We start from the raw sequence: 23,398 nt of genomic DNA, 5'->3' as shown, positions 1-23,398 counted from the left end.
CACGCATGACATCATCATTTCAAGCGTTTGAATGCAAGCACCATGCGCCTCCTCCGCGCTATGATGGCGTCAGATGGCCTTTTCGGGCCAAGCCAGCTTTGGAGGAATACCATGGGTCCCTTCCCACACGACGCCCCGCCCCGCCAAAATCAGCAAGGACAACCCGGCCGGTACCGATGGTTTCGAGTTCGTCGAATTCGCGCATCCGGAGCCGCAGAAGCTGGCCGAACTGTTCACCCGCATGGGCTATGTGGCGGTCGCCAAGCATCGCAGCAAGGACATCACCGTCTGGCGCCAGGGCGACATCAACTATGTCGTCAATGCCGAGCCGGGCTCGCATGCCATGGAGTTCGCCGACAAGCACGGCCCGTGTGCCGCCTCGATGGCATGGCGCGTGGTCGATGCCAAGCACGCGTTCGACCATGCCGTCTCTAAGGGCGCCACGCCTTACGAAGGCGACGACAAGGCGCTCGACGTGCCGGCCATTGTCGGTATCGGCGGTTCGCTGCTTTATTTCATCGATGCCTACGGCAAGAAGGGCTCGGCCTACGACGCCGAATTCGAATGGCTCGGCGCGCGCGATCCTCGGCCGCAAGGCGTCGGTTTCTATTATCTCGACCACCTCACCCACAATGTCTATCGCGGCCAGATGGACAAATGGTGGGATTTCTACCGCGAACTGTTCGGCTTCAAGCAGATCCATTTCTTCGACATCGACGGCAAGATCACCGGCCTGGTCAGCCGCGCCATCACCTCGCCCTGCGGCAAGATCCGCATTCCGCTCAATGAATCCAAGGACGAGACCAGCCAGATCGCCGAGTATCTGAAGAAGTACAATGGCGAGGGCATCCAGCACATCGCGGTCGGCACCGACGAGATCTATACCGCCACCGACAAGCTCGCCGCCAACGGGCTGAAATTCATGCCCGGTCCGCCGGAAACCTATTACGACATGTCCTATGACCGCGTGAACGGCCATGACGAGCCGATCGAGCGGATGAAGAAGCACGGCATCCTGATCGACGGCGAAGGCGTAGTCGACGGCGGCATGACCAAGATCCTTTTGCAGATCTTCTCGAAAACCGTGATCGGGCCGATATTCTTCGAGTTCATCCAGCGCAAGGGAGACGAAGGCTTTGGCGAAGGCAATTTCCGCGCGCTGTTCGAATCGATCGAGCAGGACCAGATCAAGCGCGGCGTGATCAAGGTGGATGGCAAGGCGGCCTGAAGCAAAACAAGACGCTTACGGCTCGACCGGTTATGACGTTTTTTTAGGTAATAACCGGTCCTAGCCACGAACGTATGCATCTCGGAAGCGAAAGCCAAACTATCGGAGCTCGTTAGGCGCGCGGAGGCGGTGAGGATATTGCGCTCACGCGCCATGGGAAAATTGTTGCAAGGCTCGTGTCACCGGCCACGAATGGCGTTTTGCCCCGCATTGGCGCCTTCAAAGGCAGCGTCAGTATCGCGGAAGATTTTGACGAACTAGGCCCCAGGTGGGCTGAGTATCAGAAATAATGGGTCACAATCCCAGCCACTCGATCTCCGCCTTCCTCAGCTTGATGTCGTAGTCGAGCAAAAACTCGTCCAGCTGCGGTGGCGCGACCGAAGTGCTGGAAAGCATGGCGTGCACCTGGCCGCGATGGTGGATGTCGTGCAGGAAGACATGGGCCAGGATGTCGCCGATGCGTTCGGGAATCATGCCGTCCTCGCGCCGGTCGGTGATGACGCGGCGGTCGAGATCGGCTTCCTTCAACCCATCGCAGAAGGCGATCAGCCGCCGGTCGGCCACGGTTTGCGCGGCAAACAGCGCGTGGGGTTCGTCGAAGGGCACGAACTCATCATGGGCAGCGGCGCCGACGCCGCCCTCTTCGAGAAAATCGAGATAGAGATGATCGACCGCGAGAATGTGGTTGAGCGTCGCCTTGATCGACGGGAAGAAACTGGTGCGCTCGGCCTCGAACTCACCCGGCTTGAGCGCGAGCACGGCGCGATAGAGCCGGGCGTTCGACCAGAGATTGTTGCCGGCCATGCGGCGCAGATGGTCAAGCAGGGTCATGGTTTCATCCTGCGGAGCGGGTCAGATGCAAGCCTGCCGCCATAATCGCGAAGCCGGCAAGAACGATTAGCAGCAACCCGTTCATGCGCCGACGCATGGCTAGCGTTTCCGGATCCCGTGCGACCTTCATATTGGTGATGGTGTGAAGCATCATCGCTTTGCGCGAGTAGCCACTGCGGTTGATCAGGTTCGGCGAGCGCGCCTCGATGCGATAGCTCAACCGGATCGCCAGGATAAAGACGACCAGAATGGCGATCGCGCAGACACCGGCCAGCAGATAGAACGCCTCCCCCGCCATTCTACATTCCCCTATCCCTGGTATTTCTCGACCTTCTGCTCGATGGCGCCGAAGATCGAATGGCCCGTACTGTCCTTCATCTCGATGCGCACCGTGTCGCCAAAGCGCAGGAACGGCGTGCTCGGCTCGCCTGACACAATGGTCTCGATCATGCGCAGTTCGGCGATGCAGGAATAGCCGGCGCCGCCAGCCGAGACCGGCTTGCCCGGGCCGCCGTCGAGCTTGTTGGAGACCGTGCCCGAGCCGATGATGGTGCCTGCCACCAGCGGCCTTGTGCGGGCGGCATGGACGATCAGCGCCGGAAAATCGAAGGTCATGTCGACGCCGGCATTGGCGCGGCCGAACGGCTTGCCGTTGAGGTCGGCAAGCAGCGGCAGGCTGACCTTGCCACCATCCCAGGCATCGCCCAGTTCGTCCGGCGTCACCGCCACCGGCGAAAAGGCCGAGGACGGTTTAGACTGGAAGAAGCCAAACCCCTTGGCCAGTTCCGGCCCGGTGAGCGCGCGCAGCGTCACATCGTTGACCAACATGACCAGCCGGATCGCGGCGCGCGCCTCTTCGAGGCTAGCGCCCATCGGCACGTCGTCGACGATGACGGCGACTTCCGCTTCCATGTCGATGCCGAAAGCTTCGTCGGCCACGCGGATCGGATCGCGCGGTGGAATGAAGGAGTCCGAGCCACCCTGGTAGATCAGCGGATCGGTCCAGAAACTTGCCGGCATCTCGACGCCACGCGCTTTGCGCACCAGTTCAACATGGTTCACATAGGCGGACCCATCAGCCCATTGATAGGCGCGCGGCAGCGGCGAATGCGCATCGTGCTCGTGAAAGCGGGCTGACGGCACCGCATTGTTCTCCAGCGATTCCGCTATTGTGCCGAGATGCGGCGAGACCCTGCGCCAGTCGTCGAGTGCCGCCTGCAGCGTGCGCGCCAGGAATGAGGCATCGGTGTACTGCGTCAGGTCGCGCGAGACGACGACGAGTTTCCCGTCGCGCGTCCCGTCCTTCAATGTGGCAAGCTTCATGCGGTTTCCTCTCCTTGCGCAGCTTTGGCGCCGCTTAATTCCACAACAAGGCCGTCGCGGGCGATCGTCAAGTCGCCGGCCCATGTTTTCCTGACAGCAGCAAGCCAGTCGACCTCGCCGATCTCCGCATCGTCAGCGGGAATGAGGTGGTTGAGCACCAGCCTCTTCACGCCGGCATCGCTGGCGATGCGTCCCGCGTCCTCGGCAAAGCTGTGGCTGGCGAGCAGATGTTCCCTGAGCCGTGCGCCGTTGCCGGTTCTGGCAACCAGCCGCTCGATGCCCTCTTCCAACATGGCTTCATGGACGAGAATGTCGGCATCCTTGGCGAAATCGGCGAGCGGTGGAAAGAAAGCCGTATCGGCGGAGAACACCACGCTTTTGCCGCCCCGCTCGAAGCGCAGGGCAAAACAGTCGGTCACCGGCGGATGATCGACGCGCAACGCCGTCACCTTGAGGCCGTGTTGATCGAGCACATGGCCCTCAGCGAATTCGCTGATCGAAACCAGTTCGCGAATGTCAGGCCGGCCCTCATCAACGATGCGGATTTCGATGTCGAACTCCATCGCCTGGCAGAAGCGCCGCCAGTAATGGCCGGTGCCGGGCGGGCCGAACACATTGACCGGTGTCGCCAGCCCCGCCGTCCAGGCGGTGTGGACCAGCGGCCCGAGTTCCAGCAAATGGTCGGAATGCAGATGGGTGATGAAGATCAGGTCGAGCGCCTTCAGGCTGATCCCGGCATCGACCAGACCGCGCGTCACGCCGAGCCCGCAATCGACGACGATGGTCCGCCCACCGATCTCAAGCAGCGAGGAACTCGGCCACGGTCCGCCTGGCCGCAGCGCCGGGCCGCCCTTGGAGCCCAGCAGCACCAGCCGGTCCGGCATTGGCTTGCCGCTCAAGACCAGTCGCCCTCGGGCGTGCCATTGAAGCGCTTCTTTAGGTCGGCCCAGCAGTCGATGTAATTGTCCTGCCGGGTTTCCAGTTCGGCGCCGTAGCGGGTCAGCATCTGCGGGAAACGGGTCTCGAACATGAAGGCCATGGTGTTGTCGAGCTTGACCGGTTTCAGCTCCGCGCGCGAGGCCTTTTCGAAGCCAGGCGCATCCGGGCCATGGGCCAGCATCAGATTGTGCAGGCTGATGCCGCCGGGAACGAAGCCTTCCTCCTTGGCATCGTACTGGCCGTGGATCAGCCCCATGAACTCGCTCATGATGTTGCGGTGATACCAGGGCGGACGGAACGTATCTTCGGCCACCAGCCAGCGCGGCGGGAAGATGACGAAGTCGATGTTGGCTGTGCCTTCCTCGCCGCTTGGCGCCGTCAGCACGGTGAAGATCGATGGATCGGGGTGATCGAACAGGATGGCGCCGACCGGCGAAAAGGTCGCCAGATCATATTTGTAGGGCGCGTAGTTGCCATGCCAGGCGACGACGTCGAGCGGCGAATGGCCGATCTCGGTGACGTGGAAATTGCCGCACCATTTTACGATCAGCCGGCACGGCGTCTCCTTTTCCTCGAACCAGGCGCAGGGCGTCTTGAAGTCGCGCGGGTTGGCCAGGCAATTGGCGCCGATCGGGCCGCGGTCAGGTAAGGTCAGCTTGGCGCCGTAGTTTTCGCAGACATAGCCGCGCACTTCAGCGTCGACGAGCTCGACCTTGAAGACGAGGCCGCGCGGCAGCACGGCGATCTCGCCGGGCCGCAGTTCAATGACGCCCATCTCGGTGACGAAGCGCAAGGCGCCGACCTGCGGCACGACCAGCAACTCGCCGTCAGCGTTGAAGAAATGATCGTCGACCATCGATGTGTTTGCGACATAGACATGGGCTGCCATGCCGGTCTGCCCGAGCACGTCGCCGGCCGTGGTGATGCTGCGCATGCCCTGAATGAAATCGGTCGGCTCCTTCGGCATCGGCACCGGGTTCCAGCGATACTGGCCAAGTGCCAGTTCGTGATCGCCGACATTCGGCGCCGTCTTCCACAAGGGATAGCTCGCTGCCTTGAAACGGCCGGTGTGCTTGACGCTCGGCCGGATGCGATAGAGCCAGGAGCGCTCATTGGTGCCGCGCGGGGCGGTGAAGGGCGAGCCGGAAAGCTGCTCGGCATAGAGGCCATAGGCCGGCCGCTGCGGTGAGTTCCGGCCTTGCGGCAGTGAGCCGGGGAGTGTCTCGGTCTCAAAATCGTTGCCGAAACCCGGCATGTAGGAAAAGGCCATCCGATCCTCCCTGATCCCGGCTCCAAGCTTCACAATGCCAAGTCTGCCGGTGATATTGACCAAACTGGTTTCGTTTGTAACCATCGAAAATGTAACTATCAACGGCCACGGCGCGCGTCATGGAACCCGACATTCTGGATCTGGAAAGCTTCCTGCCCTACCGCCTCTACCGGCTTGCCGATGCCGTCAGCCGCGAATTCTCCGGGATCTACCGGGATCGCCACGGCCTGACGCGACCGGAATGGCGCACGCTTTCAGGCCTCGGCCAGCGCGGCACGATGACGGCGACCGAGCTCGGCGAGCAATCGGCCATGCACAAGACCAAGGTCTCGCGCGCGGTGGCCGAGCTGGAACGGCGGCGCTGGCTGACGCGCACGCCCGATGAAAGCGACCGGCGCGTCGAGCACCTGGCGCTGACCAAAGCGGGGCTTGCCGCCTATCGCGAGATGGTGCCGCTGGCGAAGGCGTTTGAAAGGCAGTTGCTGGAGAGGTTGAGCCACCAGGAGCGGGCTGCGATTGTCAGCGGAGTAGCCGCGCTGGAGGGCGCCCTGGAAGGAAAGTAGCTGATAGGCTGGCGCGAGGCGCCCCCCTCTCCTATCGGCAACTACCAATCCATCACCACCTTGCCCGAGCTGCCGCTCCTCATCGCGTCAAACCCCTCCTGGAAATCGTCGATGCCAATCCGGTGCGTGATTAACCCGGTCACATCGAGCGGGCCCTGCACCAGCGCGATCATCTTGTACCAGGTCTCGAACATCTCGCGGCCATAGATGCCCTTGAGATGCAGCATCTTGAAGATGACCTTGTTCCAGTCGATCTCGAAGCCGGTGGGCGCGATGCCGAGGATGGCGATCTTGCCGCCATTGTTCATGGTGTCGATCATGTCGCGGAAGGCGGGTGCCGCGCCCGACATTTCGAGACCAACATCAAAACCCTCGGTCATGCCTAGCGCCGGCATGACGTCGCGCAGCTTTTCCTTGGAGGCGTCGACGACATGCTGGACGCCGAGCTTTTTCGCCAGCGCCAGCCGCACCGGGTTGATGTCGGTAATCACCACTTTGCGCGCACCGACGCATTGCGCCACCAGCGCACCCATGATGCCGATCGGCCCGGCGCCGGTGACCAGCACGTCCTCGCCGACAAGATCGAAGGACAGAGCGGTGTGGACCGCATTGCCGAGGGGATCGAAGATCGCGGCGATCTCGTCCGGCACGTCGTCCGGGATCGGCACGACATTGTGCTGCGGGATCGCCAGATATTCGCCGTAGGCGCCGGGCCGGTTGACGCCGACGCCGAGTGTGTTGCGGCACAGATGCCCTCGCCCCGCGCGGCAGTTGCGGCAGTGGCCGCAGACGATGTGGCCCTCGCCCGAGACACGTTGGCCGACCTTGTATTCGGTGACCGCGGCGCCGAAATCGGCCACCGTGCCGACAAACTCATGGCCGGTCACCATCGGCACCGGCACGGTCTTCTGCGCCCACTGGTCCCAATTGTAGATGTGCACGTCGGTGCCGCAGATCGCAGTCTTCCTGATCTTGATCAGCACGTCGTTGGGGCCGATCTCCGGCACCGGCACCTCTTCCATCCAGATGCCTGGCTCGGCCTTGGCCTTCACCAGCGCCTTCATCATGTTCGACATTCTTTTGTCCCTTGAATCTCTTGATCCGGAATCGCTTTTCGGCGCCAGCCGCTCAGGCAATCACGCCCAGCTCCCTGCCGACCGCGCCGAAGGCCTCGACCGCCCTGTCGATATCGGCGCTGGAATGCGCCGCCGACATCTGCGTGCGGATGCGCGCCTGGCCCTTCGGCACCACCGGGAAGGAAAAGCCGATGACATAGATGCCGCGCTTCAGCATGCGCGCCGCCATCTCCTGCGCCAGCGTCGCATCGCCCAGCATCACCGGAATGATCGGATGGTCGGCCCCGGCCAGCGTGAAGCCGAGTTTGCCCATCTGCGATCTGAATCGCGCCGCATTGGCATAGAGGCGCTCGCGCAAGGCGTCGCCATTGCGGATCAGTTCGAACACCTTGATCGAGGCGCCGGCGATCGCCGGCATCAGCGTGTTGGAGAACAGATAGGGCCGCGAGCGCTGGCGCAGCCAGTCGACCACTTGCCTCTTGCCCGATGTGTAGCCGCCCGAGGCGCCGCCGAGCGCCTTGCCGAGCGTGCCGGTGATGATGTCGACCCTGCCCTCGACGCCGCAATGCTCGGCCGAGCCACGGCCATGTCTGCCGACGAAGCCGACCGCATGGCTGTCGTCGACCATGACCATGGCATCGTATTTGTCGGCAAGGTCGCAGACGCCCTTCAGGTTGGCGATGATGCCGTCCATCGAAAACACGCCGTCGGTGGCGATCAGCCGGAAGCGGCAATCCCTGGCTTCCTTCAGCCGCGCCTCGAGATCGGCCATGTCGTTGTTGGCGTAGCGGAAGCGCTTGGCCTTCGACAGCCTGACGCCATCGATGATCGAGGCGTGGTTCAGCGCATCCGAGATGATCGCGTCTTCCTCGCCAAGCAGCGTCTCGAACAAGCCACCATTGGCGTCGAAGCAGGAGCCATAGAGGATGGTGTCTTCCATGCCAAGGAAGGATGAGATCGTCGCTTCGAGCTCCTTGTGTTCCTCCTGCGTGCCGCAGATGAAGCGCACCGACGCCATGCCGTAGCCATAGCGGTCCAGAGCCTGCGTGGCCGCCTTTCGCAGGTCGATGCTGTCGGCGAGGCCGAGATAGTTGTTGGCGCAGAAGTTCAGCACCTTCTCACCGCCGACTTCGATCTGTGCCGACTGCATTGAGGAAATTACCCGCTCTGACTTGTAGAGGCCAGCTGATTTGAGCCCGGCAAGCTCGCTGTCGATATGGGAGAGAAATGCTGCGGTCATGATCGGGCCTCGTTTGACGTGGCCAGACTGTCGTCCCGCCTGCGCAAAAAATCCATCGCAAAAGCGACCGGATGGGGTGGCCGGGCAGCATCAGATGAAACGCACGGTCACAGCCGAGGCCACCAGTTGGGAACACTCGCGCCAACCAATGTTCAAATGCAGACCGGCGCGCGAAAGGAGCCGATAACCATTTCGCGATCTTTCCGCGTCTTCTCCTTGCCGTCCGGCCGTCGGTTTCCGGTCCTGTTAACGTTTGCGGTTCAATGGTGCTCATACAGGAATCCGTTGGCGAGAGGGCCGCCCCCGAACATGTCGCAGCAGCCGGTGCAAACCGTTTCAGGCAAGCTCATATTGCTGATCAAGGCCGGCTATTGGCTGGCGCTGCTGATCATTGCCGCCATGGTGGCGGCCTCCTTCGTCCTGCTGCAGCAGACGATGGCCACGCAGCAGCACAACAACAACTTGCTCGACATTGTCGGCACGCAGAAGACCTTGTCGCAGCGTATCGTCTTCCTGGCCAGTGCAACGGGCGCCGCCTCGCGCGACAAGCGGCCGGCATTGGTCAGCGCGCTGAAGCAGGCCACCGCTGAATTCGAGACCAACTACGATCTGTTGCTCGAGCAGACCGGCGCGGATCCGCAATCGCCGGCCAAGCTCGATCCGAAGTCGATCGAGAGCGTGCTTTTCGCCAAACCCTTCCATCTCGATTATTTCTCGGTTGGGCTGATCGCCAATGGCGACCGTCTGATCTCAGCCCTTGAATCGCAACTCAATCTCGACAATGACGGCTACAAAGGCGGCGCCGAACGCGTCAACCTCGATGCCTCGGTCGCCAACGCCACCCTGTCGGGCTATGCCGCGCTTGGACAGCGCATCAGTGCCGATGCCGACGAGCGCTCCGAAAAGCTGCTCGCGCTTCACCGCACGCTGTTCTACGCCACCCTCGGCGTCATCCTGCTGGTGGCGCTGTTTATCTTCAGGCCGATGTCCAACGCGATCCTGCGCAAGACGCGTGAGCTGGTCGATGCGCGCAATTCGATGGCCTTCATCGCGGTTCATGACGGCCTGACCGGCCTGCACAACCGTACCTTCCTGACCGATCATTTCGACACGCTGATCAAGGGCGCACACCGCCGGCGCGAACGGCTGGCGGTGGTCCAGCTCGACCTCGACCGCTTCAAGCAGATCAACGATACGCTCGGCCACGCCGCCGGCGACTATGTCCTGGTCGTCACGGCCCAGCGCATGCGCGATTCCTGCCGGGCATCGGATCTGTGCGCGCGGCTCGGTGGCGACGAATTCGTGATGATCCTCAACGGAGCGGGCAGTACCGAGGACATCAACATGCTCGCGCGGCGCATCCTGGCGCAAATCAACGAGCCGATCGTCTTCCAGGGCACCACCATCCTTCCGGGCGCCAGCGGCGGCATCGCCGTCTATCCGATCGACGCCGACAACGCGCAGGACCTGCTCGTCCATGCCGATCTGGCGCTATACTCCGCCAAGAAAATGGGCGGCGGCAACTTCTCGTTCTTCTCGGAGGAGTTGCGCCGCGAGCTCGACTACCGCAAGCAGCTCGAACACGACATCAAGGTCGCCATCTCTGAGCGGGCATTCCAGGTCTATTTCCAGCCGCAGGTCTCCTTGACCGACGGCACGATCAGCGGCATCGAGGCCCTGGTGCGATGGAACCATCACGAGCGCGGCATGATCTCGCCGGGCGAGTTCATTCCGGTCGCCGAGAAATGCGGTTTCATGCCTGAGATCGGCCGCATCGTCATCAGCAAGGCGATCAACGAAGCCGCCGAATGGAACCGCGCCGGGATTGCCTTCGGACGGCTTGCCGTCAATGTCTCGGGAACCGAGTTGCGCGAGCACGATTTCGATGCGTTCCTGTTCGAGACGCTGGAAAAGGCCGGACTGCCGCCGCAGAAACTGTCGCTTGAAATCGTCGAATCCGTCATTCTCGACGATGAGAAGACAGGCATCGCGGCGAAGCTGCGTCACATCAGGGCCGCCGGCGTCCATCTGGAGCTCGATGATTTCGGCACCGGCTATGCGTCGCTCAGCCACGTCAATCCCAATGAGATCGATCGGCTCAAGATCGATCGCCGCTTCGTCCAGAACATCCATGAGAATGGCGACAACTCGAAGATCGTGCGCGCCATCACCGAGCTTGCCCGCGGCCTCGGCATATCCATCGTCGCCGAGGGTGCTGAAACCGAGGCCGAACTCGACTCGCTGATGGCGATCGGCTGCGACCAGGTACAGGGCTATTCCATCGCCTTCCCGATGCCGCAGGACAAGGCGCTGGAATGGCTGACCGCCCGCATGCCGAAGAAGGCCAAACTGCGGGTCTTGCAGGGCAGCCTGGCGTAACGGCCCGCCTTGACAACCAGCCGCTGAAATGGCGGCCTGTCGCAAGTGCAAGCGGATCGCTGGAGCTTATGACATTCTTTCGGTTTGTCCTGGCGGCCGTTCTGATGTCCGCGCTGCCGGCCCATGGGGCGGATCGCACCATCTATCTCACCTTCGACGACGGCCCGCTGAACGGCACCAGTAACATCCTCGATGTGCTGCAGGCAGAGCAGGTTCCGGCAACACTGTTCATGGTCGGCATGCATGCCGAGGCCAGTGCGTCCAACAAGGCGCTGGTGCGGCGCGCCAAGGCGATGCCGCTGGTGACGATCGGCAACCACAGCTACAGCCACGCCTATAATCATTACCGGCACTTCTATGGCGATACGGAAGGGGTGGTTGCCGACATGCTCATGGCGAATGCCGTGCTGGGCCTGAAGCCCGCGGTGCATGCACGACTGCCGGGGCGCGATGTATTCCGGTTGCCTTCCATGTCAAAGGACGACAACTCGCTCGGACCCGCGCAAGCCGGCCGCGAGGACCCCGATTACGAGTTCGTCGCCGCTTCCGGCTTCTATCTCTATGGCTGGGATCATGAATGGGTGCACAAGGACAGCGGCGAGCCGGTACAGAGCGTCGATCATCTGGTCAGCGAGATCGATCATCTGTTCGGCTATGGCCACTTCGCCAAGCCAGGCAAGCTGATCCTCTTGATGCATGACGAGATGTTCCAGGACGGTTTTGACGGCAAGACGAAGCTTACCGACCTGATCACCGCGCTGAAGCTGCGCCACTACGCCTTCGGAGCGATCCCGAATTATGACAACTGAGCCAATGGTTCGGTGTTCCTAGCTTTCGACATTGTCGCGCAGCGCCGCCAGTACCTGCGCAAACTCCGCCAGGCGCTCGTCGGGCAGCCCCGTGCGAAGCCGCTTGTCGAAGGCAAGCGCGGCCTGGCGCAACGTCTCGAACAGCGCTTCTCCCGCTTGCGTCAATTCGACCAGATGGACCCGGCGGTTGACGGGATCGCGGCGGCGCGTCAACAGGCCCTGTGCTTCCATCGCGTTGAGGTGGTGGGTCAGCGTCGCGCCCTGGATGCCGATCATGCCGGCGAGTTCGCGCTGATTGGCGAGTTCGCTCGACTTGACTGACAGCAGCGTGAGCCAGACAGGCAAGGTCCCGCCCGCTTCGACCAAAGCGGCGTCGAAGGCCTGGGCGACAAGCTTGGCGGTGCGGCCGAGATTCATGCCGACTGGCGGGCGTTCAAAGGGCGTCATTGCCGGACACTAGACGGTGTTTTTCCGAGATGGAACTGACTCTCGCTTTATACATTGACATCTAACTGTTAGATATCTAATTGTTAGATGCCCTGCAGATGAGAGGAGAGCCGTCATGCAATACATCTACATCGTCGTCATCGGTCTTCACGTCATGGCAGGCGTGTTCTGGGCCGGCACCACCGTCACGCTTGCCCGCGATCCCGAGATCAAGGCAGAACGCTTCATCCAGCCGCAGCTGGGCGCGGCCGGCATGGTTTTCCTGACCGGGGCGCTGCTGTGGTATTTCTTCCATGGCGCCTATTTCGGCTCGATGGAAATGGTGCTTGCACTCGGCATCCTCGCGGCTTTCGCCGCCGCCGGCGTGCTCGGCGCGATGGTCAGGGCGCCCAGCCGGCGGCTTGCCGGCGCCAATGCGGAAATCGAAACGCAACTGCGCGCCAGAATGGCCATGGGCGAACGCATCGCTGCCTGGCTGCTGGTGGTCACGGTGCTGTGCATGGCGATCGCCCGGATGGTCTGAGCATCGTCCGCGCCACAAAGCTTTGAGATCGCACGTTGCCGGCGGTGAGCCAATGACGTGCGGGCGCGCGGCCGGGCCGGCGTACATGGGCTCTCGTATGCAGGTCCGACCGCGCGCCACCGACGCCAACAATTGCGCCGGCCTGAGCAGGCCGTGCATCAAATCCGCAAGCCGAACCTGATGCCGTCATAGATGGCGGCATGGATGTTGCGCGAAGCGACCGCATCGCCGATGCGCAACAGCACGAAGCCTGCTTCGGGGTTGCGTGCCGGGAAAATGTCGCCGCCGCCGACCAGACTTTCATAGTCGATCGCGCCGCCATTCTTCGAAAGCGGCTTCAGGCTGAGGTAGAGATCGTCGAGCGGCGCCGTGCCGTGCTCGACCACCACCTGGTCGACCCTGCGTTCCCCGCGCCAGCCATCGGCAAAATCCGAAGCGAGTTCGGCGACCAGTTGATTGCCCTCGCGCCGCACCGAGCGCAGGCGCGTGTTGATGGTGATGGTGACGCCTTTCTCCTGGAAAGCGCGCATATACGGCACATGGTTCATGCCGCCCATTTCGGGGGCAAAGAAACGCTCCGGCGAAACCAGTTCCAGCCTCGCACCGCTGTTGGCGATCAGTTCGGCCGCCCCCATGCCCTGATGGCCGCCATTGTCGTCAAAGAGCAGCACGTTCTCGGCGGGCTTGACGCTACCGGCCATGATGTCCCAGCTCGACGTGACGAGATTGTCGCCGGCCGTCAACGGCGGGTTTTGCGGTAGGCCGCCGGTGGCGACGACCACCACATCGGGCGCCAGTGCCAGAACATCGTCCTTTTCCGCCCAGGTGTCGTAGCGGATCTCGACGCCGAGCCGGTCGAGTTCGGCCAGCCGCCAGTCGATGATGCCGATCAGCTCCTTGCGGCGCGGATTCTGCGTTGCCAGACGTACCTGGCCACCCGCTTGCGAGGATGCCTCCAGGATCGTGACTTGGTGGCCGCGCTCGGCTGCGACACGCGCCGCCTCCAGTCCGCCGGCCCCGGCACCGACGACGACGACTTTCCGCTTCGGCCCTTCGGTCTTGACGATGATATGCGGAATCTCAGCCTCGCGGCCGGTCGCCGCGTTGTGGACGCAGAGGGCCTCGCCGCCTTCATAGATGCGATCGAGACAATAGGTGGCGCCGACACAGGGGCGGATCTCGTGCTCGCGGCCCTCCATCACCTTCCTGATGATGTGCGGATCGGCAATATGCGCACGGGTCATGCCAACCATGTCGAGCTTGCCGGTGGCGATCGCATGGCGCGCGGTGGCGACATCGGAGATGCGCGCCGCATGAAAGGTCGGGAACTTCGTCGCCGCCCTCACCTCTCCGGCAAAATCGAGATGTGGCGAAGACCGCATGCCGGTAACCGGAATGACCTTGGTCAATGCCGCGTCGCTCTCGATCGAACCGCGGATGATGTTGAGGAAATCGACCTTGCCGGAGCCAGCCAGCCGCCTGGCGATCTCGATGCCTTCCTCCTTCGACAGGCCTTGCGAAAAGTCCTCGTCGGCGACCATGCGGATGCCGACGACGAATTTCTCGCCAACCGCTCCCCGCACCGCATCCAGCACCATGTTGGTGAAGCGCAGGCGATTTTCGAGCGAGCCGCCATACTCGTCGTCGCGATGATTGGTGGCCGGCGACCAGAAGCCATCCATCAAATGGCCGTAAGCCTCGAACTCGATGCCGTCGAGGCCGGCGGCCTGACAGCGCTGCGCGGCCGACGCATAGTCGGCAACGATGCGTTCGATGTCCCACTCCTCGATGGTTTTTGGGAAAGCGCGGTGCGCCGGTTCGCGCACCGGCGAGGCCGAGAGCACCGGCAGCCAGTCGGCCTTGTTCCAGCCGGTGCGGCGACCAAGATGGGTGATCTGGATCATCACCTTGCAGTCATGCTCGTGGCAGGCCTCGGCGAGTTCGGCCAGCCAAGGCACGATGCGGTCATCATAGACATGCAGATTGCCGAAGGCCGCGGGACTGTCGCGTGAAACGATCGCCGAGCCGGCGGTCATGGTCAGCGCCATGCCACCTTTGGCCTTCTCGGCATGGTAGAGCCGGTAGCGTTGTTTCGGCATGCCGTCCTCGGAATAGGCCGGCTCGTGGCTGGTCGACATCACCCGGTTCTTCAGCGTCAAATGCTTGAGCTGGTAGGGCTGGAGAAGCGGATCGTTGCTGGTCATCGTCTTCCTGCGGTTTCAAATTGCGCTGGAGCAGCAGGGAGCTGCCGCATTTCCTATTTAAGCATCGGATTCGTCTGAAAAACGCTGCGCACGTTTCGGTCCGATGCTAATGAGCGGCAAATTCGAAGGAACCCCGCCCATGATCGACACCAAAACCCTTACCCAGCTCGGCGCGCACGTCGAGACGCCACAGAGCCCCGAAGCAGCGGTCCTGGAAACCGTGCCGTTTTCGCGCGGCGACGGCCCGCCGGCGATCGTGCGCTTCACCTGCCCCGAGTTCACCTCGCTGTGCCCGGTGACCGGCCAGCCGGATTTCGCCCATATCGTCATCGACTACGCACCCGATGCGGCTTTGGTGGAATCGAAGTCGTTGAAGCTGTTCATGACCTCGTTTCGCAACCACGGCGCCTTCCATGAGGATTGTACCGTCATGATCGGCCGTCGCATCGTGGCAGCAACCAAGCCGCTGTGGTTGCGCATAGGCGGCTATTGGTATCCGCGCGGCGGCATTCCGATCGACGTTTTCTGGCAGACCGGCGCTCCACCTGAGGGCGCCTGGCTGCCGGACACCGGCGTCGCCCCCTATCGCGGGCGCGGCTGAGCCCCCTCATTCGCACTGATACTGGCTGAGCGCCCATTCGCCGGTCACCGACAGAAGATCAGAAATCTTCCAGTCACCGCCAACCTTCTTGAGCTTCCATTCGAGACGGTGCTGGTGACCTTCGACAACGAACGCCACGACCACCTTGGCCTCGTCGTCGTTGACGGCCTCGACCGTGCGCAGGCTCCGGTCGATGGCGAGCTTGTCGTAGTCGGCGTTGTCGAGTGCCATGTTGGGGTCGAGGCATTCGCCCTCACCCGAAGCGCGCAGCGCGTCACTCTTGTCGAGCACGGTTTTCGCTGGATCGATGAAGTTCTTGCGTTCGGCTGGATCGAGTTCCAGCCCGGGATGTTCGTAAAAGGGCTTCACCACCGCCGTCGGCGATCCCGGCAGAACGGGCGCCGCCGGCGGCAACTCGACCGGCTTTTCCTGCGGCGCCGGCGTTGCGGCAGGAGGCGTAGCGTTGTTGTCTGGAGGCTGGCCGCCGGCGGACGGCGCGTTCGGCGGTGGTGAGCCGAACAGACCTTGAGCGGCGGCGGCGCAGGACCCAGTCAAAACGCACACGATCACCAGGGCCATAAGACGGGCCATCGCATCACTCCAGGCTTCGAACGGTCATGCGTTCAGGCCGGCGGAATGTCCAGCCTTTGGTCGTCGAAACCTGGTCACAAAGATGCAGAATTTGAGGAAGCCAACAAGCACGTCGAGGCGCACGCTCGCGCGAAGCGTTCAAAAACAATCATTTCAGCGGAGCCATCGGCGAATCAGGATCATCGGCAACGCAAACGACCCCAAAGCCTGCCGGCACCAAGAAACTTACAGCCATGTCTGGCTGGCGGGTTTGCGTATATTGTGCCAGTACCCTGGCAGGTTCCGTCAACAAGGAAGACCGTCTCTTGAACTATCTAGACGCCTTGGGGCTAACCCATGAAACGCTTCGGCCGGCCAACTATTGCGAGATCGGCTGCAGACTGGGCTATAGCCTGGCTCTGTCAAGAGTCCCGGCCATCGGCATCGATCCCGACTACGAGATCAAGGTCGCGTTGACCGCCCCCACGCGGTTGTTCAACACCACGAGCGACAGTTTCTTCGCACGCGACGACGTGGCGCAAATTCTGGGGGCACCCATCGATTTGGCGTTCATCGACGGGTTGCATCTTGTCGAATTCGCGCTGCGCGATTTCATGAATCTGGAGAAGCATGCCAGCCCAGACAGCGTCATTGTCATTGATGACCTGCTGCCACAGCACATGGATTACGCATCACGGCAACGCAATACAACTATCTGGACTGGTGATGTCTATCGCCTGATACCTATTCTTCGCCATTACCGGCCCGATCTGGACATTCGAGTTTATGATGTCGACATGAAGGGTTTCGGCCTGGTGACCCGGCTCGATCCGTCGTCGAACGTGCTCACCGCCAACTATGGCGCCATCGAAGCCGACATACTGGCTGGGAAGTGGTCATTTCCAACCGTCGCAGCCATCCGCGACCACATGCAACCACGCGCCACGGATCTGTTGGCTAACGATCTTGGGATCGTCGCCGCACAGCGCGCGGCTAAGGGTTCGATGCAATCGGACCGGCGCGCGGCGCCGGCATTGTCGCAGCGCAGGCCTCGCCTCTCGGTCATCATCTGTGCCTACGAGATGGCGCGCGAGGCCCCCCGCACGATCCTGTCCGCGACCGCTCCCTATCAGAAGGGACTGAGGTCGGATGAATACGAAGTCATCGTTGTCGACAACGGTTCAAGCACGCCGCTCACATACGACAATCTGCCGCCAAATGTGCAAATCGTAAGAGCACCAGACCCCAGGCAATCCCCGGTGTTTGCTCTGAATTGGGCTGCCCGCGAAATCGCCAAAGGGGAGATTTTGTTGTTTGCCATCGATGGCGCCCGCATATTCTCCGAACGGCTGATCGATGAGACTGTAAAAGCTCATGACCGGATGGAGGATGCCTTTGTGTTCTCTCTGGCCTGGCACATTGGTCCTAAGGTGCAAATGGAGTCGGTGCCGGAAGGATATGGGGCAGAGATCGAAGACGGATTGATCCGTGCGGCGCGCTGGCCTGACGAGGCGGACGGGCTGTTCGGGATTTCGGTACTCGCCGGATCCTCAAGCAATGGTTTCTTCGGCGACATCACGGAAAGCAATTCTTTCTCGATAAGCCGCACGTCGTTCGACCGACATGGTGGCTTCGACGAACGTTTCACTTCCCCAGGCGGCGGCTTGGCAAATCTCGAGATATTTCGTCGCTACGTGACGCGCCCTGACGCGCGCAATGTCTGCCTGCTCAGCGAGGGGACGTTTCACCAGGTCCATGATTCGGTGGCGACCTCGGGCAAAAACAGGTGGGAGGCTTTTGCCGGCGAATACGAGGCAATCTTTGGCGGTCCCTATCTCAGACCTTCATATCATTGCTTTTATCAGGGAAAGCCCCGCGCCGGTATGGTTCCATTTATCCTGCAATCGCTTCAGGGTTGATCGCCGGTCGCCTGCGAACGCGATCGATCGGGTTTCAAGATGTTCCGTGCGGCTAAGCAGCCTGAAGGCTGCCAGCGCGGCGCCATGCAGCACCGAAACAAAGTGGCTAGATCTTTTCACCGTTTCACGGAAACGGCGAACTGCTCTAACTCTTTGTTTTGACGCAGTTCCCAGGGGAAAGCGCTACGCGCTTTTCCCAGGAAAACCGCACACACCTTTCCTGGAAACTGTTCTCGCTGACGCACGCCCAAAGTCCGTGGAAAGCTTGGTCTTCAGGTCTTACTGCATTCCACCGGACAGCGAGCACGGCCCGGTGGAATGATCTGTCATGCAACAAGAACGCTTATTGCAGCGGCGCGCCTCCAGGTCCAGGGAATGCCGTCAGCGGCGTGCCATCCGAGACATTTCCGGAAATCATGTTGTTCTTGAACGACTGCACCACACCCGATCCGCTAGCGCCGACACCGGTTAAGTTGGCGAACACGGTCGATCCGCCAAGAGTGACGATCGAACTGCCGGCGCCGCTGGCAGCCGCACCATTGGCATTCACGCCCACGCCGGCATTGGATGACACCGTCGTATTTGTTACCGTGGCGCGGACCGGGGAGGCTGCGGCAACCGTCTTCACGGTCACGCCGTTGCCGCCGTTCCCGCTGACCAGGCTAGCCGTCAACGCCATATTTATGGCCAAGGTGTTACCCGTCCCATCGACAGTGATACCGGTGCCGTTGTTTGTGACCTCCGTTCGTGTGCGTTTATCCCAACGGCGCCAGTCGTCTTGATCAGAATGCCATTCGTGGCTGCCTCGGATATCCGGGTATTGCTGATATAGACTTCGGTAGGTCCGTTCGGCGCGACTTCCACGCCCTGGCCGGTGACCCGCTGGATGATCGAATCCTCGATATGCAGTTGGCCCTGACCAAGAAAGCGCACGCCATTTACGCCCGTGCCCACGCCATCGATATCCAGCCCCCTGAGATGCACAACGCTTCCAGCCGGAGCGTTGACAACGACACCATTGGTTCCGGCGGAGAGAACCCCGCCTTCCGTATATACACAGTCGATCGTAATCGACTTGGTGATTGTCACCACACCGAAGCCACCTGGATCGAGGCAGTTGATCTCCCCGCTGAGAGCCGTCTTCGAGATCGCGCCGGCAAAGGTCTTGCAAGGCGCCGTGCGGCTGCACGGATTGGCGTCGTCGCCGACGCCGGAAACCCAGGTCCGGGTCGCTTGAGCGGAAGCCGGCGTGGCGATCACCGCCATCGCCAAAGCGAGAAACAGCGATGATAATAGGTAGCCTAGAATTTTCGTGATCATTCCCCCTAAATTGAACAAGAGATTCATCCACAACCAAGCGGAGGAAGTCTAGCGCTTCGCCTTGTCAAAAGCAACGTGACGTCAAAACCGGATCGCTGATTTGAATTTCTCGTGTGCGTGGCAATCCGCCAAGCTACGCAACCGCCATCATGCCATTGTTACATCGCCTTCACACTACATTCGAAGCGCTTGGCATTCCATGAAATTTAGAAACTTCACGCGTCGGAGATGCCGAGCGCGACATGATTCCGCCGTTTCGACGCCCCCCGGCCGGAACGGCCAAGGCTCATGGCATCACTCCGGATCTTGGCCCGCCATGCATTCGAGCTGGCTCAGCGTCCAGCCGCTGGTCTTCGAAGCAATGTCCGATACCTTCCATTTGCCGTCGACCTGCTTCAGCGACCAGCGCATTTCGCGTTGCGAATCGTCTCCGTCCGAAAACAGCTTGAAGCTTGCCACCACTTGTGCCGCGTCGCCATCCACCGTCTCGGACAATTTCAGGGTTTTGGAGACGGTCTTCTGGTCGAAATCCTGCGCATCAAGACCGGGATCGAAGTCGATGCAGGCGACCTGGTCGGGATTCTTCTTGGTCGCCTGGTCGTTGAGATCGAACAGTTTCGTCACCGGCTCGACGAAACGATCCCGGTATTGTGCGTCGGCCTCGAATTTGACCGCCGGAACATAGAAGAACTTCACGGCGTCGGACGCCGGTCCGGCGAAGGCGGCCGCGGGCAAGGCTGTCGCGAGGGCGGCAAGGAGCACTGTCCGTCTCATGCAGGATCTCCGGCTTTTGATGGCTTGAAGCAATCAACACCACGCATCCTGCATACCGGCTTTTTTGCCGCTCATGAAGCCCCTGCCCGGCTCCTTTCAGCCGTCGAGCCAGACGTTCTGGAGGTCCATCTCGAAGGTCTGGTGGACGCCGTAGTTCTTCACCTTCTTGCTGGTGTGGCTATACAGCTTCTGCCAGAACGGCTGGATGATGACTCCGGAGTCCTGCAGGATCTGCTCGACGTCCTTCATCACCTCCTTGCGCTTGGCGACGTCGATCAGCGAGAGCGCCTGTTTGAGCTTGGCGTCGAAATCGGGATTGGAATAGGCTGACTCATTCCACGCCTCGCCGCTGCGATAACCCAGCGCCAGCACCTGGACGCCAAGCGGACGCATGTACCAGATGGTCATCGAATAAGGATATTTCGTCCAGTCGTTCCAGAAGGTCGACCCCGGCAGCACCGTGCGCTTCACCTTGATGCCGGCATCGCGCAATTGACCGGCGATCGCGTCGCCGGTGTTCTTCTGCCAATCGTCCTCGATGGTGATCAGTTCGTGCTCGAAGTCGGCCTGACCGGCTTCCGCCATCAGTTTCTTGGCGCCGGCGGCGTCACGCTCCTTCTTGGGCAGGGGATAATATTCCGGATGGATCGGGCTGACATGATGGTTCTCGCCGACCGTGCCGCGCCCGGCATAGCCGAGCTGCAAGACGGCATTGTTGTCGACGGCCATCTGCAGCGCGTTGCGCACCCGCTTGTCGTCATAGGGCTTGTGCGTGATGTTGGTGCGGGCAACCAGTGTCGTTGCCGTCGCGACCTCGGATTTCTGCAGGCCCATCTTGTCGAGAATGTCGATGAAGTCGGCCGGGCTCTCGAAATTGAGGTCGATCTCGCCGGAATCAAAAGCGTTCACCGTGGCATTGAAGTCGGTGCCGTAGTCGACGAATTCGACGCCGTCGAGCGGCGTCTCGCCACCCCACCATTTGCCGTTCTCGCGGCGCTTCACCACCGCCTTCTGGCCGACATCGTAAGAGACGAGTTCGAACGGACCCGTCCCGATCGGCTTCTTGACCGGATCGGCGCCGTCGGCATCGAAGTTGCGGTGGACGACGAGCGCGGGATAATCGGTGAAGTTCGGGATCAGCGAAATGTCGGGTTCGCTGAGCTTCAGCTTGACGGTGTGGTCGTCGACCTTGGTGATCACGCCGTCCCGCGCCTTGCCGGTTTTTGCGTCGATCAGCGCGCCGACGCGTGCGGCCATCGAATTGCCGGCGACGCCTTTTTCGCACCAGCGCGCCAGATTGTAGGCGACGTCATCGGCATTGAAGGCATCGCCATTGTTCCAGGTGATGCCCTTGCGCACATGCAGGACATATTCGGTGGCGTCGTCGTTGATATCCCAGCTTTCGAGCAGCACCGGCTCGAAGGTGAATTGCCTGGTGTAGCGCACCAGCGGCTCCAGCCAGCTGCGCGAAATGTTGGCCAGTTCCACCCAGTCGTAGGTGCGCGGGTCCTTCTGCGCCTTGACCGACATCGAAACGCGCAGCGTGCCGCCCTTCTTCGGCTCCTCGGCCAGGGCCTGTCGCGGCGCGGCAAGGCCGATCATGCCATAGGCAAGAGCCGTCGATGCACCGAAGGCGCTCGCCAGCGCCAGGAACTCACGCCGGTCCATGCGGCCGGCGCGTGCCTCTTGCGCCATGGCCTCGATAGCGCTCGGGACGCGGTCGCCATTGCTTGTGAAAAATGTCATTTTCTTCCTCCCTTATGGTTCCCGTCGGGTCTTCGCCCTTTGGTCAACTCACCGTATCCGGCAGCTTCTCCTCGCGCCGCGCTATCAAATCCCTGAGACCTTCGGCAATACCCACGTCGAGCTTCGGTTCCTCGTAATCGGCAAGCATGTTGCGTGCTTTCTCGCGGCCGCGCGTGTCATGGTCCTTCGCCCCTTCGGCATTCCACTGTTCGTAGGAGTTGAAATCCATGATCGAGGGCATGAAGAAGGCGGACTCGAAATGTTCGAGCGTGTGCTGGGTGCCGAGGAAATGGCCCTGCGGTCCGACCTCGCGGATCGCCGCCATGGCCTCCTTGAAATCGTCGAAGGACACCCCGCCGGCGTATTTGTACCAGCCGACAAGCTGCTCGCAGTCCGTCGCGAATTTCGAATAGCCGCAAGTCAGGCCGGCCTCCAACCAGCCGGCGGAATGCCAGATGTAATTGGCGCCGGACAGGATGGCGGCATGCATGAGCATGTTCGATTCGTATCCCGCCTGGGCGTCATTCAGCTTCGAGCCGACATGGAAGCCGGACGTGCGCCAGGGCAGCCGGTATTTCCGCGCCAGCGCGCCCATCAGATACATCATCTGGGCGGCCTCCGGTGTGCCGCCCATCGGCGCGCCGGTCTTCATGTCGACCGTGACCATGAACTGGCCGTAGATTTGCGGCGAGCCTGGGCGGATAAGCTGGGTCAGCGCCACGCCGGCAAGCGCCTCGGCGTTGACCTGCGCCACCGCGCCGACGGCGGAAGCCGAGGTCGAAGCGCCGCACAGCGCGAAAGGCGCCAGGATCAGCGGCTGGTTGTGGCTCGCGTAGACCCGCATGGCGTCGATCATGGTGGCGTCCCATACCAGCGGCGAATTGCAGTTGGTGATTGCCACCAGCACAGGGTTGTCGCGGACGAACGCCTCGCCGAAGACGATGCCGGCCATTGCCATCGTGTCCTCGGCGCGCTCCTTCGACGTCACGATACCCATGAACGGCTTGTCGGAATGCTTGAGCGCCGAGTGGATGATGTGCAGATGCCGTTTCGGCACCGCGATTTCCATCGGCTCGCAGATGACCGAACTCGAGGAATGCAGCGCCGGCGCCATATAGGCCATTTTGTGGAAATTGTTGAGGTCGGCGAGCGTGCCGTAGCGCCTGACATTGTCGAGGTCGCGGACGTAGGGTGCGCCATACATCGGCACGAAAATCGAGTTCTTGCCGCCGACGCGCACCGTGCGCTCGGGGTTGCGCGCATTGAGCGTGAACTCCGACGGAACCTTCGAGACGAGTTCCATCAGCAGCGCGCGATCGATGCGGACGCGCGTCTCCCTGACATCGGCACCGGCCGCCTTCCAGAGCTCGATCGCGCCGTCGTCGCGGAATTCGCAGCCCACCTCCTCGAGGATCTTGAGCGATTCCTCGTGGATCAGTTCCACCGCCTCGTCAGGCACGATCTCGTAGACGGGGATGTTGCGCACCAAGGTCGGAAAGGAAGCGATCGGCGCGCTTCTGAGCGCCTTGCGGCCAAGACGGCCACCGCCGCGGCGGTGGGTCTGTTCGGTCAATTCGACGGCCGGTACGTTCATGGAGCCTCCTTCTTCCCGCCACCACGTTAGCGACCCGAAATA

21 protein-coding genes and 1 pseudogene are annotated in these 23,398 nt (G+C 61.7%); 7 read left to right on the top strand and 15 right to left on the bottom strand.

Going from position 1 to position 23,398, the window contains the following annotated elements; all coding sequences use genetic code 11:
• Positions 1–111 precede the first annotated feature (111 nt).
• A pseudogene (gene hppD / locus ACVILI_RS16455) lies at positions 112–1,228 on the top strand (4-hydroxyphenylpyruvate dioxygenase).
• Positions 1,229–1,522: 294 nt separating this feature from the next.
• Here the strand turns inward: hppD and ACVILI_RS16450 are convergent.
• Genes ACVILI_RS16450 through hmgA form a run of 5 tightly spaced genes read right to left on the bottom strand, consistent with a single transcriptional unit; the run spans position 1,523 to position 5,591 of the window.
• On the bottom strand, positions 1,523–2,059 hold the full coding sequence (locus ACVILI_RS16450; RefSeq protein ID WP_038646160.1) for a DinB family protein: 537 nt from the start codon (positions 2,057–2,059) through the stop codon (positions 1,523–1,525).
• A gap of 4 nt (positions 2,060–2,063) precedes the next feature.
• Positions 2,064–2,357 carry a hypothetical protein gene (locus tag ACVILI_RS16445; RefSeq protein WP_019857520.1) on the bottom strand — a complete coding sequence of 98 codons (294 nt, stop codon included), beginning with the start codon at positions 2,355–2,357 and terminating at the stop codon, positions 2,064–2,066.
• A gap of 11 nt (positions 2,358–2,368) precedes the next feature.
• Positions 2,369–3,382 (bottom strand): fumarylacetoacetate hydrolase family protein, encoded by a 1,014-nt coding sequence (locus ACVILI_RS16440; RefSeq protein WP_038646158.1) that lies wholly within the window; start codon positions 3,380–3,382, stop codon positions 2,369–2,371.
• Positions 3,379–4,266, bottom strand: coding sequence for an MBL fold metallo-hydrolase (locus ACVILI_RS16435; protein WP_020628838.1), 888 nt, complete (start codon positions 4,264–4,266; stop codon positions 3,379–3,381). The genes ACVILI_RS16440 and ACVILI_RS16435 overlap by 4 nt, the downstream gene beginning before the upstream one ends.
• 11 nt (positions 4,267–4,277) lie before the next feature.
• On the bottom strand, positions 4,278–5,591 hold the full coding sequence (gene hmgA, locus ACVILI_RS16430; protein ID WP_038652518.1) for a homogentisate 1,2-dioxygenase: 1,314 nt from the start codon (positions 5,589–5,591) through the stop codon (positions 4,278–4,280).
• A gap of 119 nt (positions 5,592–5,710) precedes the next feature.
• Between hmgA and ACVILI_RS16425 the strand changes: the two genes are divergently transcribed.
• Positions 5,711–6,154 (top strand): MarR family winged helix-turn-helix transcriptional regulator, encoded by a 444-nt coding sequence (locus ACVILI_RS16425; RefSeq protein ID WP_038646156.1) that lies wholly within the window; start codon positions 5,711–5,713, stop codon positions 6,152–6,154.
• Positions 6,155–6,195: 41 nt separating this feature from the next.
• Here the strand turns inward: ACVILI_RS16425 and tdh are convergent, their stop codons facing one another.
• A complete protein-coding gene (gene tdh / locus ACVILI_RS16420; protein WP_457102547.1) occupies positions 6,196–7,230 on the bottom strand; it encodes an L-threonine 3-dehydrogenase in 1,035 nt (344 codons plus the stop codon).
• A gap of 52 nt (positions 7,231–7,282) precedes the next feature.
• Positions 7,283–8,470, bottom strand: coding sequence for a glycine C-acetyltransferase (locus ACVILI_RS16415; RefSeq protein WP_019857514.1), 1,188 nt, complete (start codon positions 8,468–8,470; stop codon positions 7,283–7,285).
• A 309-nt stretch (positions 8,471–8,779) separates the two neighbouring features.
• Between ACVILI_RS16415 and ACVILI_RS16410 the strand changes: the two genes are divergently transcribed.
• Together ACVILI_RS16410 and ACVILI_RS16405 are read left to right on the top strand one after the other, a co-directional pair.
• A complete protein-coding gene (locus tag ACVILI_RS16410) occupies positions 8,780–10,849 on the top strand; it encodes a putative bifunctional diguanylate cyclase/phosphodiesterase (RefSeq protein ID WP_027046720.1) in 2,070 nt (689 codons plus the stop codon).
• Between the two features lie 104 nt (positions 10,850–10,953).
• A complete protein-coding gene (locus ACVILI_RS16405) occupies positions 10,954–11,658 on the top strand; it encodes a polysaccharide deacetylase family protein (RefSeq protein ID WP_240564722.1) in 705 nt (234 codons plus the stop codon).
• Positions 11,659–11,676: 18 nt separating this feature from the next.
• Here the strand turns inward: ACVILI_RS16405 and ACVILI_RS16400 are convergent, their stop codons facing one another.
• Positions 11,677–12,105, bottom strand: coding sequence for a MarR family winged helix-turn-helix transcriptional regulator (locus ACVILI_RS16400; RefSeq protein WP_019857512.1), 429 nt, complete (start codon positions 12,103–12,105; stop codon positions 11,677–11,679).
• 115 nt (positions 12,106–12,220) lie between these two features.
• Between ACVILI_RS16400 and ACVILI_RS16395 the strand changes: the two genes are divergently transcribed.
• Complete coding sequence (locus ACVILI_RS16395; protein ID WP_038646151.1) at positions 12,221–12,628, top strand: hypothetical protein; 408 nt, start codon at positions 12,221–12,223, stop codon at positions 12,626–12,628.
• 158 nt (positions 12,629–12,786) lie between these two features.
• Here the strand turns inward: ACVILI_RS16395 and ACVILI_RS16390 are convergent, their stop codons facing one another.
• Positions 12,787–14,832, bottom strand: a complete 2,046-nt coding sequence (locus ACVILI_RS16390; RefSeq protein WP_038646149.1) for an oxidoreductase — start codon at positions 14,830–14,832, stop codon at positions 12,787–12,789.
• 139 nt (positions 14,833–14,971) lie between these two features.
• Between ACVILI_RS16390 and queF the strand changes: the two genes are divergently transcribed.
• The gene (gene queF, locus ACVILI_RS16385) at positions 14,972–15,433 is read left to right on the top strand and encodes a preQ(1) synthase (RefSeq protein WP_010915503.1); all 462 of its coding nucleotides are present in this window, start codon (positions 14,972–14,974) and stop codon (positions 15,431–15,433) included.
• A gap of 6 nt (positions 15,434–15,439) precedes the next feature.
• Here the strand turns inward: queF and ACVILI_RS16380 are convergent, their stop codons facing one another.
• Positions 15,440–16,024: a hypothetical protein gene (locus ACVILI_RS16380; RefSeq protein WP_038646147.1), complete on the bottom strand. Its 585-nt coding sequence runs from the start codon at positions 16,022–16,024 to the stop codon at positions 15,440–15,442.
• A 305-nt stretch (positions 16,025–16,329) separates the two neighbouring features.
• Here ACVILI_RS16380 and ACVILI_RS16375 point away from each other — a divergent pair, with 305 nt between their 5' ends.
• Positions 16,330–17,922: a class I SAM-dependent methyltransferase gene (locus tag ACVILI_RS16375; protein ID WP_240564723.1), complete on the top strand. Its 1,593-nt coding sequence runs from the start codon at positions 16,330–16,332 to the stop codon at positions 17,920–17,922.
• 343 nt (positions 17,923–18,265) lie between these two features.
• On the opposite strand, the gene ACVILI_RS16370 is transcribed toward ACVILI_RS16375, so the two are convergent.
• The 5 genes from ACVILI_RS16370 to ACVILI_RS16350 form a co-directional block, all read right to left on the bottom strand.
• Entirely contained in the window at positions 18,266–18,613 is a 348-nt protein-coding gene (locus tag ACVILI_RS16370; protein WP_457102546.1) for a hypothetical protein, read from the bottom strand.
• Positions 18,604–19,242 (bottom strand): hypothetical protein, encoded by a 639-nt coding sequence (locus ACVILI_RS16365; RefSeq protein WP_457102545.1) that lies wholly within the window; start codon positions 19,240–19,242, stop codon positions 18,604–18,606. The genes ACVILI_RS16370 and ACVILI_RS16365 overlap by 10 nt, the downstream gene beginning before the upstream one ends.
• A gap of 294 nt (positions 19,243–19,536) precedes the next feature.
• A complete protein-coding gene (locus ACVILI_RS16360; RefSeq protein ID WP_019857504.1) occupies positions 19,537–20,016 on the bottom strand; it encodes a DUF3828 domain-containing protein in 480 nt (159 codons plus the stop codon).
• A gap of 96 nt (positions 20,017–20,112) precedes the next feature.
• The gene (locus ACVILI_RS16355; protein ID WP_038646142.1) at positions 20,113–21,762 is read right to left on the bottom strand and encodes an ABC transporter substrate-binding protein; all 1,650 of its coding nucleotides are present in this window, start codon (positions 21,760–21,762) and stop codon (positions 20,113–20,115) included.
• A gap of 43 nt (positions 21,763–21,805) precedes the next feature.
• The gene (locus ACVILI_RS16350; RefSeq protein ID WP_019857501.1) at positions 21,806–23,356 is read right to left on the bottom strand and encodes a trimethylamine methyltransferase family protein; all 1,551 of its coding nucleotides are present in this window, start codon (positions 23,354–23,356) and stop codon (positions 21,806–21,808) included.
• Between the last annotated feature and the right edge of the window lie 42 nt (positions 23,357–23,398).

The sequence above is a fragment of the Mesorhizobium sp. USDA 4775 genome (assembly GCF_054062655.1).
This window is presented reverse-complemented; position numbering and strand designations above follow the sequence as displayed.

Excerpts from the sequence above, each read along its gene's own strand:
- ACVILI_RS16450 (WP_038646160.1), bottom strand. The coding sequence starts at position 2,059 with ATGACCCTGCTTGACCATCTGCGCCGCATGGCCGGCAACAATCTCTGG.
- ACVILI_RS16445 (WP_019857520.1), bottom strand. The coding sequence starts at position 2,357 with ATGGCGGGGGAGGCGTTCTATCTGCTGGCCGGTGTCTGCGCGATCGCC.
- ACVILI_RS16440 (WP_038646158.1), bottom strand. The coding sequence starts at position 3,382 with ATGAAGCTTGCCACATTGAAGGACGGGACGCGCGACGGGAAACTCGTC.
- ACVILI_RS16435 (WP_020628838.1), bottom strand. The coding sequence starts at position 4,266 with ATGCCGGACCGGCTGGTGCTGCTGGGCTCCAAGGGCGGCCCGGCGCTG.
- hmgA (WP_038652518.1), bottom strand. The coding sequence starts at position 5,591 with ATGGCCTTTTCCTACATGCCGGGTTTCGGCAACGATTTTGAGACCGAG.
- ACVILI_RS16425 (WP_038646156.1), top strand. The coding sequence starts at position 5,711 with ATGGAACCCGACATTCTGGATCTGGAAAGCTTCCTGCCCTACCGCCTC.
- tdh (WP_457102547.1), bottom strand. The coding sequence starts at position 7,230 with ATGTCGAACATGATGAAGGCGCTGGTGAAGGCCAAGGCCGAGCCAGGC.
- ACVILI_RS16415 (WP_019857514.1), bottom strand. The coding sequence starts at position 8,470 with ATGACCGCAGCATTTCTCTCCCATATCGACAGCGAGCTTGCCGGGCTC.
- ACVILI_RS16410 (WP_027046720.1), top strand. The coding sequence starts at position 8,780 with ATGTCGCAGCAGCCGGTGCAAACCGTTTCAGGCAAGCTCATATTGCTG.
- ACVILI_RS16405 (WP_240564722.1), top strand. The coding sequence starts at position 10,954 with ATGTCCGCGCTGCCGGCCCATGGGGCGGATCGCACCATCTATCTCACC.
- ACVILI_RS16400 (WP_019857512.1), bottom strand. The coding sequence starts at position 12,105 with ATGACGCCCTTTGAACGCCCGCCAGTCGGCATGAATCTCGGCCGCACC.
- ACVILI_RS16395 (WP_038646151.1), top strand. The coding sequence starts at position 12,221 with ATGCAATACATCTACATCGTCGTCATCGGTCTTCACGTCATGGCAGGC.
- ACVILI_RS16390 (WP_038646149.1), bottom strand. The coding sequence starts at position 14,832 with ATGACCAGCAACGATCCGCTTCTCCAGCCCTACCAGCTCAAGCATTTG.
- queF (WP_010915503.1), top strand. The coding sequence starts at position 14,972 with ATGATCGACACCAAAACCCTTACCCAGCTCGGCGCGCACGTCGAGACG.
- ACVILI_RS16380 (WP_038646147.1), bottom strand. The coding sequence starts at position 16,024 with ATGGCCCGTCTTATGGCCCTGGTGATCGTGTGCGTTTTGACTGGGTCC.
- ACVILI_RS16365 (WP_457102545.1), bottom strand. The coding sequence starts at position 19,242 with ATGATCACGAAAATTCTAGGCTACCTATTATCATCGCTGTTTCTCGCT.
- ACVILI_RS16360 (WP_019857504.1), bottom strand. The coding sequence starts at position 20,016 with ATGAGACGGACAGTGCTCCTTGCCGCCCTCGCGACAGCCTTGCCCGCG.
- ACVILI_RS16355 (WP_038646142.1), bottom strand. The coding sequence starts at position 21,762 with ATGACATTTTTCACAAGCAATGGCGACCGCGTCCCGAGCGCTATCGAG.
- ACVILI_RS16350 (WP_019857501.1), bottom strand. The coding sequence starts at position 23,356 with ATGAACGTACCGGCCGTCGAATTGACCGAACAGACCCACCGCCGCGGC.